At 48.9% G+C, this 13,306-nt stretch carries 9 protein-coding genes; 3 read left to right on the forward strand and 6 right to left on the reverse strand.

What is annotated here, in order from left to right; all coding sequences use genetic code 11:
- The 4 genes from AC1WIP_RS03960 to srtB form a co-directional block, all read right to left on the reverse strand.
- Positions 1-202, reverse strand: a 202-nt coding sequence (locus AC1WIP_RS03960; protein ID WP_481140593.1) for a S8 family serine peptidase, incomplete at its 3' end; no start/stop codon positions are given.
- A 57-nt stretch (positions 203-259) separates the two neighbouring features.
- On the reverse strand, positions 260-2,497 hold the full coding sequence (locus AC1WIP_RS03965; protein WP_481140594.1) for a leucine-rich repeat domain-containing protein: 2,238 nt from the start codon (positions 2,495-2,497) through the stop codon (positions 260-262).
- Positions 2,498-2,534: 37 nt separating this feature from the next.
- Complete coding sequence (locus AC1WIP_RS03970) at positions 2,535-7,124, reverse strand: leucine-rich repeat protein (RefSeq protein ID WP_481140595.1); 4,590 nt, start codon at positions 7,122-7,124, stop codon at positions 2,535-2,537.
- A 20-nt stretch (positions 7,125-7,144) separates the two neighbouring features.
- Positions 7,145-8,320: a class B sortase gene (gene srtB / locus AC1WIP_RS03975; protein WP_481140596.1), complete on the reverse strand. Its 1,176-nt coding sequence runs from the start codon at positions 8,318-8,320 to the stop codon at positions 7,145-7,147.
- Between the two features lie 191 nt (positions 8,321-8,511).
- Between srtB and AC1WIP_RS03980 the strand changes: the two genes are divergently transcribed.
- The 3 genes from AC1WIP_RS03980 (at position 8,512) to AC1WIP_RS03990 (ending at position 9,633) form a co-directional block, all read left to right on the forward strand.
- A complete protein-coding gene (locus tag AC1WIP_RS03980) occupies positions 8,512-8,778 on the forward strand; it encodes a chorion class high-cysteine HCB protein 13 (RefSeq protein WP_481140597.1) in 267 nt (88 codons plus the stop codon).
- A gap of 115 nt (positions 8,779-8,893) precedes the next feature.
- Entirely contained in the window at positions 8,894-9,331 is a 438-nt protein-coding gene (locus AC1WIP_RS03985; RefSeq protein WP_481140598.1) for a hypothetical protein, read from the forward strand.
- A 17-nt stretch (positions 9,332-9,348) separates the two neighbouring features.
- Entirely contained in the window at positions 9,349-9,633 is a 285-nt protein-coding gene (locus AC1WIP_RS03990; protein ID WP_481140599.1) for a hypothetical protein, read from the forward strand.
- 16 nt (positions 9,634-9,649) lie between these two features.
- On the opposite strand, the gene leuS is transcribed toward AC1WIP_RS03990, so the two are convergent.
- Together leuS and AC1WIP_RS04000 are read right to left on the reverse strand one after the other, a co-directional pair.
- A complete protein-coding gene (gene leuS / locus AC1WIP_RS03995) occupies positions 9,650-12,061 on the reverse strand; it encodes a leucine--tRNA ligase (RefSeq protein WP_481140600.1) in 2,412 nt (803 codons plus the stop codon).
- Positions 12,062-12,213: 152 nt separating this feature from the next.
- Positions 12,214-13,306, reverse strand: a 1,093-nt coding sequence (locus AC1WIP_RS04000; RefSeq protein ID WP_481140601.1) for a translation factor GTPase family protein, incomplete at its 5' end; no start/stop codon positions are given.

A 13,306-nucleotide genomic window follows, 5' to 3' on the forward strand; every position in this document is an offset into this window, starting at 1 on the left:
AGATAATTCCACACACATGAGTACCATGCCCGTTATCGTCATACATTACATTTTTGTGCCCTACAAAATCCCGAAAACATAACAATTTCCCAAAAAGATCCGGATGCCTTGCGATTCCCGTATCCAGCACCGCTACCGTCACCGGCCTCTCCGGCAGCTCCTCCAGCGGCTGCGCCCCAATTTGTTCTCTTACACGCTGCATAATAATGATTGCTCCGGCATATACTTTATCCTATCTTATGCCGGAGCAATGGTTTCGTTACGTTTCTTCTCTTTTCCTTCTGACAAATAAAAGTATGGCTCCTGTGATCAAAAGCGCCCCTCCCACCAGAAAACGAGCCAGCGCCAAGGCGCTGTCACTGCCTGCTCCCGGTCCGCTCATGCTGGCGCTTTGAACAGTCTCCTCTAAGATCTCACTGTCGTCAAGGGCTTCCCCCGTACCGCAGATTCCAAGGGAAGAAACCTGATTCACAGAAAACCGGATGCACTCCACATCCCCGGTAAGGATTCGCTGGGAGGAAACCTGCTCCAGCTGGCCATTTCGGTCTATGGTATACACCTGGGCCTGCTCACCCTTCAGGGAATCAGGAACCGGCAGCATCACCGTAAGCTGCCTTGTTCCAAGCTTTGTCAGAGGGATTCCGCTGTTATCGCTCAGTATAAGCTCCAAAACCAGCGCATTTTCCGGAAGCGCTGTCCCAAGACTCCTCTGGAAAGCGGCTTCCAAAACAGCTCTGTCCCCCTGTGAATTTACAGACAGGGTATAAGCCCGTGCCGCTCCCGCCAGGGAAGCTGAGGCTCCTTCATATCCGGTCACCGTAACGCCCGGCTCTCCCGTTTCCTCCGAATAGTTCCGATAGGCCTCATTTGACAGTCTCTGGGCAGAAGTCTCGTAAGTAGTTTCCGGCATTTGAGCTCCTTTACTGCTCACAGCCACCTCCTCATCAAAGGCCTTGGTTCCCAGTCTCTCCACAGAGGCCGGAAGAGAAACGCTCTCAAGAGCACAGCCTGAAAAAGCTCTGTCCTTAATCTCCGCCAAGATATCCTGCGCTCCAAACACAATCTCAGAAAGTCCGCTGCATCCCTCGAAGGCCCCCTCCCCGATAGAGAAAAGCGTGTCCGGAAGAGTTACTCCGGTAATCTCAGTATGATCTTTAAAAGCTTCTCCCGCGATGATTCTGACGCCCTGTGGAATTTCCACCTGGGAGGCACTCCCCCTGTAGGCAACCAGCACACCGCCGCTGATCAGGAAGTCCTCTTGGCCGTTTTCCAAAAAATTTTCCACCCAGGCCGTATGATCAAAGGCCTTAGGTTCCACCAGCATAACGGTTTCCGGCAGTTCTACCGAAGAAAGCTGGTCACAGTGGTAAAAGGCCCCATAGCAGATTCTCTCCACTCCCGCCGGAAGAACCGCCTGTGTTACGCTGCTTCTGGCAAAGGCAAACTGTCCAATCTCCTCTATGCCCTCGGGCAGCGTCAGGTTCTCCAAAGTCTCATTTCTGTAATACGCCTGATCCGCCACGATTCTTTGGTCTACAATTGTGTACTTGGCCAGCCGTTCCCCGGCTCCATCCATTTCTGCAGTATCTGCCGTATCGCCAGTATCCGCCGTTTCTCCTTGATTTCCTGTCTCTGTGCCATTCTGCGCTTCCTGTCCGTTTTCTCCTTGACTTCCGTCAAAGACGGTAGGGCTTGTGTTGTCTATAAACAAAACCGCCTGATTTCCTACAATTTTAGTGCTCCCCAGAAGTGTTTCCGTACCCGAACCATCCTGAGAGGGAGTCTGCACTGTCTGAGCGTCCTGTGTACCCGATTCCCCGGACGTATCTGCTGCTCCGCCGGCGGATTCTCCGGTGCCATCCCCGGAAGCATCGTCCTCATACTGGTAATCAGGCACATCCTCATATTCCGGCATTTCACTCTGCCTTGCGTAAAACTCCTGGGCAAACTGATCCGCCACACTCCCTGCATCACAATGTATGGTCAGCTGATAACAGCCGTCAAAGGCCGTCTCATGGATATTCGTCACCTGATCGGGAATCGTGATATCGGTAAGATTTACGCAATCTGCAAAGGCCTGAATTCCTATGCTTCTCACATTAGAGGGAATGGTCATCTGTTCCAGTCCCCTGCATTCCGCAAAAGCGTAATCCCCGACCTCCGTAAGACCTCTTCCCAGAACCACCGTGTCCAGATTATCACAGCCCCAAAAGGCATAAGGTTCAATCCTCCTTACAGAATTGGGAAGCACCACCAATTCAATATTGGTATCTCCCTCAAAGGCGCTTTCCCCAATAACCTCCACAGTGTCCGGCACAGACACATTGGTCTCTGTTCCCCGGTACTTTACCAGTGTACTTCCCTCTATCCTAAAATCGGAGGCAGATGTTGCCGCATCTGCCTCCGTTACAGGAAGCTGCATAATGATGAGCGCAGTAATGATAAGCAGAATCCCGCTCATTTTTTTCTTACTCTTATGAAGCTCCATTTTTCTCATACATCTTCCCACTTCTTTCCGTTTACCGCTCTTCACGCTAAGCTCTTGCTTTTCTCAGCACCTTTTTGTCCCTCTTCATAAACAATACAAAGGACAAACATGCAAGACCCACGGACAAAAACCACTTGGGATGAATGCCGTCTCCGGTCTGGGGCGTATTGTCCGCCACGGTTCCCGCAGTCAGATCCTCCGTATCCACATAAATCACATAGGGTGAAAAATGCTCTGCCGTAAATGTGATACAGGACACACCGGATATCGTGGTAAATCTTGGCGTCAGCTTATCTAATCTGTCATTTACCACCCCTGCTATCATGTTATTTCCTGCATAAGTTATCAGGGAATCCGGCAAGGGCAGCGTTATGGTGATGGACAAGCCCGTGGTATCTGTGATCTTTTGTGTTCCTGTGGAATCATACAGACTGATATCCATAGGGAAATACTTAATGTTTGTCAGATCGCCATATTCCGCCATCAGGGCTCTTACGGCTGCTTCCGTGGCCTCCGCACTCTCCGTAATCCTAATCACAAAATCATCGGAGGAGCCGTTTACTGTGGCAGACACTACGCCTGTGTTGGACAGTCCGTTCTTATCAATGACAACGGTAGTGCCTCCATTGGATACGGTTCCCGTGGTGTTATTCGGTCTGTTAGAGGAACTGGAGCCCGCTGAATTGCCGCTTCCCGTAGTAGTTGTGCCCGAGCCTGCTTTTCTGTAATTTGCCGTTACAGTCACATTTTTTTCAGGCATGGTAATTACAGTAGCGCTTACAGCTGTGCTGGCTATGGTCACATCTGAAGGATCCACAGTCCAGTTGCTGAATTCCTGTCCGGATGCCGGATCGTTGGCAATGATAATCGGCTGTGAACCTGCCACATAGCTTCCGGAGCCGCTGCCGTTGCGCACGGTCAGGGTATAGTACACTGCATTTCCGTTGTTATTGCTTCCGCTGCCATTTCCATTATTATTGTTATTGCCGCCGTTTCCGCTGGAACCGTCATTTCTCTCATACTGGGCATATACGTCTGTATCCTTCTGAATATTCGTTATACCCGGCATCCATCCCGTGAAGGTGTAGCCTTCCCGCACCGGATTCTGGGGCGTAATCGCGCTGCCGCCCGCCGCCACTGTCTGCGTGTAAAGCAGCGTTCCATTCCAATCATAGAAATTTACAACATATTCTGTCTCACCCAAAGGAGTGTACTGGGCATAGGTTTTGGTATCCTCCGTAATATTGTTTATGGCGGGACGCCATCCGGTAAATGAGTATCCTGACACTGCCATCTCCGCCGCGCTGGGGGCAAGAGAAGTTGCATCGCTTCCTGCGTCTACCAAAACACTCTCAATCAGCTGATTATTGATATCGTAAAACTCAACCGTCAGCTTCTCCGCATTGGGATCTATCACCTCATACTGAGCCCAGATATCCGTAGGCGCCTGAATATTACGCCCATCCTCACTCCATCCGATAAAGCGGTAGCCCTCCTGAATCAGCTGTGGATACTGATCCGTAGTAGGCAGCGCTACATCGTCTCCTGCAACCACATCTTCCTGACGGATGACCTCTCCTCTTCCGGTGGCATAATTGGTCATCCAGAAGATTACGGTAAATACCTCCTGCCCGCTATAAGGCTGGTGGTCAATTCCTTTTTCATCGGCAAAAATAGCTGCTACGCTGTCATCTGGACAGTAGAGCGTCAGATTGGATGAAATATTCTCTCCTCTGTCATCCCCAAAGGCCGTATTGTCGATGTAGCTCACCGACCCAGGAATATAAACCGCCTGTACGCCGCTGTTTAAAAAGGCATGCTCCGCAATGCTCTGCACTGTAGCAGGAAGCGTTACCGAATACAGGCTGCTTGTTTCCGCAAATGCGTAAGGAGGAACCCTTGTAATCCTGCTGTCATTGAAATCTATGCTGGTCACATTGGCAGCATCCATAAATGCTTCGTCGGCCACAGAGGTGACTCCTGCAAGCTCTACGGCATCCACCTTTCCGTTATAGCTGCCGTTTACCCTGCCGTTGCCTCTGGATTCCAGACATTGCACAATACTGGTTTTAGCCCCGTCCGTAAGCCCGTAGATAATAGACCTTTCACAGGTAAAGTTAGGGCTTCCCTGAAAATCCACATCAATCAGCTGGGAGCAGCCTCTAAAAGGCCTAAGCCCCATCTCGCTCACCGTGGGAGAAATCGTCACTGAGCTTAGATAAGTGCACCCGTCAAATGCGTAATCCCCAATTCTTGCAGTGTCTCCGAGAATGCTGACACTGGTTAAGTTGACACATCCCTCAAACATCTGGGCAGGTATCTGTGCCAGTCCCTCCGTGGTAATGGATTTCTGCAAAGGCATCTGATCCGCTGTCATATTATTCCAGTCCAGGCTCTGCCAATGCTGCTCCTTGGCCCACGTAAAGTCCTCCGCCTCCTTGTCTTTGAACAATTCGTCCTTCACAGACTCCACACCGTTTGGAATTGACAGGTTCAGCACCGCATTCAAAATCGCCTGCTCATCCTGGGTAATGGCCTCGCTTTCTATGCCTGCACCCAAAGTATAACCAGTGCCGCCATTGTCCCGGATGTATTTGTTCACAGCGTTTTTGGCAGTCTGGGCCAGCTCCGCCGTGGCATAGGGGAAGGAATCCACCGTGTAAGAATTCAAATCACTCATGGTGGGATAATCTATCAATTCATTGCTGTCAGTTAAAGGATTATACTGTACCACCAGATTGGTGGGCCAGCCGCTGTAATATTCTATGTAGGTTACCGGCTGGGTTCCCTTATTAATGTTGGAGCCGGGATCCATGGCATACTGAAAGGGCACGCTGTTTGGCGAAATGGTTCCCGTAAAGGTCAGTCTCGGCGTCTGGCTCAGGGCTCCTTCCAATCCCGGCAGAACGTCCTGGGTCTGAAAGGCATTGCTGCCGATTGTGGTGATATTAATGGGCTCCTCAAAAATCACATCTTCCAGATTATAACAGCCCTTAAAAGCGTCCGCCCCGATTACCGTAATGGACGAAGGAATGGTAATTGACTCCAAATCCGCATTATTCTGGAAGCTGGAAGAATAAATCTCCGTAATCTGGTAAGGTCCGATAGTACCCGGAATAGGAATATCCTTCATGCCGTCGATCACGCATTGGATCAGCTGGTTGGAGGAATTTACCTGGAACAAGGCCTCCCCACCCGCTCCATCAGTGAGAATAATCTCATAAATATCCTGTCCATAATACTTAAAAGCGAAACCATTGGTACGGCAGAGATTATGGGTATCTCCTTCCGCTATGCTCTCAAAATAAAAGGATTCCGGAACGGTATTCTTAAAATCCTCCATGGTAAAGGTCAGATTGTGGCTGTCTGTTCCTCCGCTATCCGGAGAAAAGGTCAAATTGGCGCTGCTGCTGGGGAAGGTAATGTATTCCAGGCTGGTGCAGCCCTCAAAAATAGACGCCGGCAGGTCAGCAGACCAGTTCTCATGAAAAGCTACGCCCGTCAGAGAACGGCAGTTTCTGAATACGCCTCTCCCAATCTGCTGGAGCACCACATTCTGAAGCTCTCCCTCATAGCCATCCAGGTCTATGGTTTCAAGAGCTGTACAGCCTGCAAAAGCGTAGTCCCCCACTCTCAGCACATTAATGGGCATATTAAAGGAGGTCAGACCGGTACAATTATAAAACGCATGGTCTCCAATGGTCTGCATATTGGAGTTAGGCTGCAGATTAATCGTTTTGATATTGACGCAGTTTTCAAACGCCCCGTTGCCGATAGTGGTCAGGCCGTTCCCCAATGTGATGGACTGCATTGCCGTACAGTTATAGAAGGCATAATTTCCGATTCCCTGAAGGTTTTCTCCCACAACCAGATGAATAATGCTTCCGTTTCCGGAAAAAACACCATTCTTGGCAGTGCTGTTCACATTCTCCACTGTCCAGTCCTGATTATTGCCGCTTACAGCCGACTGCACAACCCTCTGATTGCCGATATAGGCCACCGTGATCTGGGACAGCCTCCACTGGCTGGGATCGATCGTCTGACTGAAGGCGGAAGAATCCGTGTCAAGGCCTCCAGGAATGGTCTTAATGTAAAGGCTGGAGGACGCAATGCTGCCCCAGTCATTGTAGGTATCGTAATAGCACACATAGAAGTGGTCCGTCCGGCTTACTTCTTCTCCGTCCTGTCCATATTGAATATCTGGCTTGTTATAATACAAAAAGTTACCGTCACCATTTACTGCGGCATAGCCTCTGTAGGTACCATTGGTGTCCGTAAATTTATCATACACGTCCACCGTATCAGGTATGGTAAGCGTATTCCCCTGCAGACTTCCCACCTGTGAATAGCCCACAATTACGGCAACCTTTTCAATCGTACTGCCCGGAGCATTCACATAAGCAAACTGGAACCGCCCGTCCCCTGTGGTATATATCTTATCACCTGATCCAACCGTAGGAATATTGCTGCCGTCATCTGTCACAATCGCCGGCAGAACCGGATCACCGTTCTCGTCATACGCCTGCAGATTTTCTACCGGTATGGCGGCTACAATCAGCGCCGAGATCAGAAACAGCGTCCCCAATGTCTTCCTGACCGCCTTTTTTAATCTCCTGGTCTTCTTTTTCACCTTCATCACTTTTGTCTACTCCTTTGCTAACCTTCCTCACTGACTTTTTTGGCTACGACTACAAACCTTCCATCCGTCTCTTGATAATCACAGGTGGAAAGGGTTAACAGCCTGTCGCCATATTGAGCAGTGACGCCGGTATCGTACAGCGACATCGCGGCCATCTCCTGCATATTGGAATTGAATTCCTGTTCGCTCAGCGCGTCTATAAACTGATAATACTTAAATACAATCTCTTCTTCGCTGTATACCCTGGATCTGAAAACATACATGATCTCCCAGATCCCTTTTTCATAAATGGTATCAAACTGAATGTACCGATGTTCTTTAAAATATTCCTCACTGCTGTACAGGTCAAGATCTCCAAACATCTGTCCGTTTTTCATATGATGTCCATATATAATCAGATTCGTGCTTGGTTTTAGCACATCGCAGTCCTTGTCCATAAAAATAGAACCGTTTTTATCATATTCCTGGTTGAGATTGTGATCCAGATAATATTCATTGTCCGAGGTCTGCATTACAGGGTAATCTATATTTGTATCGTCAATTTTTATCCATCCGATTAGCTTTTTATTCTTATTTAATAAATTTTTATATTCGTCCAGCACTTCCCGGGCTTGTGTTTCCCCGTCCAGCGTATAGTGAATTACAGGAGATTCATTAGAGGATGCAAGCACCGGCTTCTCCTTCAGCGCACTCAGCTCACTGTAGGCGGCTCTTGTTCTGTAATCATAATAGGAATACAGACAAAAATAACCAATACAGCCTGCAGCCACAGCAAGACAGCCCATAATCATAAGCCTTCTGCGCTTTTCTCTCTTCTTCAGCTCTTCCTTGACAAATTCATCAAGCTTCTGGTCGCTCTTTTTAATCGTCTTTTTGGCTTTCGCTTTTTTCCCGCTCTCCTTTCTTCTCCCCCCTTCTTTTTCAGAACCGGCACTTTTTCTTTGTCCACCTCCTTTGGCAGTCTTCTTCCGGAGAAGCTCCTCCACCTCATCCGTAAAATCCTGTCCCAGGAGCGTTAAAAATTTATATTTCCCATTCTTTATGTCAGAATAAAGCCGTTCCAGCTTCTTTTTGTCATATCCGGCCGCTTCTGCGCGCAGACGCTCTATCAGCTCTCTGTCGTGGACAGCCCGCCGGTAATCTGCCTCCGTGCGGAACTGCCTGCCTTCCACAATATATGTTTTTTGTGTCATAATCTGTCCCTATATGTTCTTACTCCCTGTCTTTCTTCTCCCCATCTATATTTTACTATATGTTGAAATTAATGCAAGACCCTAATCTGCGCACAGCAGCCTTCTATTTTTCTAAAACACTTAAAAACCACAGAAACATTGACATGCCATAGCGCATAGAATAAACCATAAATAAAACCTGGAGGAAAAAAATGAGTGATTTAACTGCTACAAATTGTGGCTGCGCAAGCAACTCCTGCGGCTGCGGAAATAACGGTTTCGGAAACTGTATCTGGATTATTCTTCTGTTGTTCTGCTGCGGCGGCAACGGCTGTGGAAACGGCTGCGGCAACGGCATCCTCGGCGGCGGAAACAATGACTGCTGTGAATGGCTGATCTGGATCCTGCTTCTGTCCTGCTTCTGCGGCAATGGAAACGGCTGCGGCAACAGCTGCGGCTGTGGATCTTCCTGCTGCTGATTTTTCTGCGGCACAAAGCTTATACGGCTGCCATTTTTCCAAAAATAGGCTCCCTCGGGGGCCTATTTTTCAATGAGGCCTCATAGGATATAAAAATACCATTAAGGAGGCAGCTATGGACGAAAGGGGACAGGATAAGGTCATTGCATTTGACACACTGTTTACCACAAATCATATCCAAATGCTTAAGGTTCTGCTGACCTATCTGGATCCCGCCGCGCAAAAAAGCATTGCGGTTTATATAAAATGGATGGAGCTGCAGTATACCCTTTCTTTTTTTCGAAGATATCCCGGAGCATCCTTAAAAGGACTGCCAAAAGAGGAGGGCTTTGACGCCGCCAGGCTCTGCGACGAAATGCTTCCCTACTGTGCCCCAAGAGAAAAGGAACAGCTGCAGAGCATGAAAAGCATGCTTCAAAATCTTTCCAATGCACAGGAAATGATGGAAACGATGCAGATGATGAAAGAGCTCTTCCCAGAGGGAGAAAATCCCTTTCAGGGAGATGCCGCCGACATTCTTTCCGGATTGTCGGGAATGTTTCAAAATAAATAATCCGAGGAGGAAAATGAATGGATGAAAAGACAAAGCCCGCCTGGATGCAGGACGAACTTGTAAAGGACATCCCTCAGAGCAAGCTGGATTTTCTGGGCAGAATGTTCGCAGAGGGGCACGGAAAAAGTCAAAAGGAAATGATGGCAATGCTCCTGCCCATGATGAAAAAGGCAAAGCAGGAAAAGCTGACTTTCACACAGCAGGAAATGACTGCGGCCATTGCAGCCATCAAAAAACACAGCTCCCCAGAAGAGCTGAAGCAGATCAACAAAATATTGGAAAAAAGCAAGGGAGGGGCATAATCGCCCTCCCTTACTGCTATTTTACTACAATATTCACAATTCTTCCCGGAACATAAATTTCCTTCACCACAGTGCCTGTAAGCCTGTCGCCTAAAGCCTCCTTTGCTTTTTCGATCACTGCTTCCTTTGCTTCCTCTCTGGGAATGGTTATGGTGGTCCTCATTTTGCCGTTCACCTGTACCCCCACCTCTATGGTGCTCTCCACCGTTTTAGCCTCGTCATATGCCGGCCAGACAGTCTGATAGATTCTTCCCTCATATCCTGCCGTCTGCCACAGCTCCTCCGTGATGTGGGGCGCCACCGGATTTAACAGCGTCAAAAGCGTTTTATACTCTCCTCTTGTCACCGCATTCCTCTTATACATGTCATTGATCAACGACATCATGGCCGCAATAGCGGTATTGTATTTTAAGCTTTCAAAATCACTGCTTACCTTTTTGATGGTCTGGTGCATTTTTGTCTCAAGCTCAGGACTATAGCCGTCACCTTCTGTCAAAAGATCCTGCAGCTTCCACACTCTTTCCAGGAATCTGCGGCAGCCCTTTACGCCGTCCTCTGACCAGATGGCGCTTAAATCAAAGGCCCCGATAAACATTTCATAGGTGCGCAGCGTATCCGCTCCATAATCCCTCACAATGTCATCCGGGTTTACCACATTGCCTCTGGACTTGGACATCTTCTCCCCGTTTGAACCAAGGATCATGCCGTGGCTGGTCCGCTTCTGGTAAGGCTCTGGACAGGGAACCACCTTTTGATCATAAAGAAATCTGTGCCAGAATCTGGAATAGAGCAAATGCAGTGTGGTATGTTCCATTCCCCCGTTATACCAGTCAACGGGAAGCCAATAGTCAAGGGCCTCCTTGCTGGCAAGGGCCTGGGTATTGTGAGGGTCCGTATAGCGCAGGTAATACCAGGAGGAGCCTGCCCACTGAGGCATGGTATCCGTTTCCCGTTTTGCCGGCCCCTTACAGCAGGGACAGGTGGTATTGACCCAGTCCGTCATAGCCGCCAAAGGAGATTCCCCGTTGTCGGTAGGCATATAGCTTTCCACCTCGGGAAGCTCTAAAGGAAGCTCGCTTTCATCCAAAGGCACATAGCCGCATTTCTCGCAGTACACAATGGGAATAGGCTCCCCCCAGTAACGCTGTCTGGAAAATACCCAGTCGCGCAGCTTGTAATTGGTCTTTCTCCTGCCGATTTTCTTTTCCTCCAGGAAGGAAATCATTTTTTCCTTGGCCTCCGCCACGGAAAGTCCATCCAAAAAGCCGGAATTTACCAGAATCCCCGAGGCCACATCTGAATAAACCGCCTCCTGTACGCTGACAGAGCTGCCGCTTACCACTTCTACGATAGGCAGATTAAATTTTTTTGCAAATTCCCAGTCTCTCTCGTCATGAGCGGGCACAGCCATAATCGCGCCGGTACCGTAGGTCATCAGCACATAATCGGATATCCACACAGGAATCTCCTTTTGATTCACAGGATTGGTGGCGCTTAGTCCCTTGATCTGCACACCGGTCTTTTCCTTGGAAAGCTCCGTCCGCTCAAAATCCGACTTTCTGGCCGCCATTTCCCTGTAAGCGGCCACCTCCTCCCAGTTTTCGATCTCGTCCCGGTACTTGTCAATCAAAGGATGCTCCGGAGAAAGCACCATATAAGTGGCCCCGAAAAGCGTATCCGGCCTTGTGGTGTAAACGCGCAGCTTATCTTCTCTGCCCGTAAGCGCAAAGTCAACCTCCGCCCCCTGGGATTTGCCGATCCAGTTTTTCTGGGAAACCTTTACTCTTTCGATATAGTCCACAGTATCCAGACCTTCAATAAGCTTTTCCGCATACTCTGTAATCTTTAACATCCACTGGCTCTTTACCTTCCTGACAACCTCAGAGCCGCAGCGCTCACACACGCCGTTTACCACTTCCTCATTTGCAAGTCCCACCTTGCAGGAAGTACACCAGTTAATGGGCATTTCCGTCTTATAGGCAAGACCGGCTTTAAACAGCTTCAGAAAAATCCACTGGGTCCACTTATAATAAGCCGGGTCCGTGGTATTGATCTCTCTGTCCCAGTCAAAGGAATAGCCCAGAGAATGCAGCTGGCCTTTAAAGCGCTCCACATTATTTTTGGTGACAATCTTTGGGTGAATATGATTTTTTATGGCATAGTTTTCCGTAGGCAGGCCAAAAGCGTCCCAGCCCATGGGATACAGCACGTTATACCCCTGCATCCTTCTCTTTCGCGCCACAATGTCAAGGGCCGTGTAGGGTCTCGGGTGGCCTACATGAAGTCCCTGCCCCGAGGGATAGGGAAACTCCACCAGCGCATAATACTTCGGCTTGGAATAATCCTCCGAAGTTTTGAAGGCCTTTTCATCATCCCAGATTTTCTGCCATTTTGTTTCCACTTCTCTGTGATTGTACGGTACTGCCATATTGGTTCCTCCTGAAAATAAGTATAAGCCCTTCCGCTGTCAAGAGACGAAAGAGCTTATACACTTTATGATCCATGACAAAATACAAAAATTTCTTCTATTAAAAACTATCGTTCATTGTATCCTGTTTTTTCATTACTGTCAAGAAGCTGTTAATCTTCTCCGCTGTTTTCCGCCACCTTAGCCGCTCTGGCCGCAACCTCTCTCTCCTGTACATCGGAAGGAGCCTGCTCATAACGGGAAAACTCATAGGAGTATTCTCCACGGCCCCCGGTCATGGAACGAAGGTCCGTACAATATCCGAACAGTCCGCTCATAGGAATATCCGCTTCGATGGTCTGCTTTCCGCCTGCAACAGGATTCATTCCCAGCACACGGCCTCTCCGCTTGTTCAAATCTCCCATGATATCTCCGGTATAGGAATCCGGCACTGTTACCTTCAAGGACGCAATAGGCTCCAAAAGCACAGGCTGCGCCTCCATAAATCCTTTTTTGAAGGCCTGAATGGTAGCCATTTTAAAGGCCATTTCCGAGGAATCCACAGGATGATAGGAACCGTCGTAAAGCACCGCCTTTACACCCACAACAGGGTATGCCGCCATAGGGCCTTTGATCACAGATTCCTGCAGTCCCTTTTCCACCGCCGGGAAAAAGTTCTTGGGCACCGCTCCGCCCACTACCTCTTGTTCAAAGACAAAGGGCGTGGTCAAGTCACCCGAAGGAGAAAAGCGCATCTTTACATGACCATACTGACCATGGCCGCCGGACTGTTTTTTATATTTATACTCCACATCCGACTGCTTTTTTATGGTCTCCCTGTAGGCGATCTTTGGCTTTGTCAGCTCCACCTCCACCTTATATTCGTTTAGAAGCTTGCTGACAACAATCTCAAGGTGCTGGTCTCCCATTCCATACAAGAGCATCTGCCGGTTTTCCGAATCATTCACCGCCTTAAGCGTCAGATCCTCATGGGTCATCTTCTGGAGGGCCTGGGAAATCTTATCCACATCCCCCTTGTTTTTCGGCTGATAGCGCATATATGTATACGGCGTGGAGATTTCAAACTTGCCATATTTAATGGGCACTGCCTTTGTGGAGAGGCTGTCGCCCGTCCTGGCCGCCGTCAGCTTTGCCAGAGCTCCCAGGTCCCCCGCATGCAGCTCCTTCACCTCAATGGGTTTATTTCCCTGGAGCACATACAGCTTGCCAATCTTCTCCTCAATATCCTTATCCACATTATAGATT

This window comes from Acetatifactor sp., from assembly GCF_982438285.1.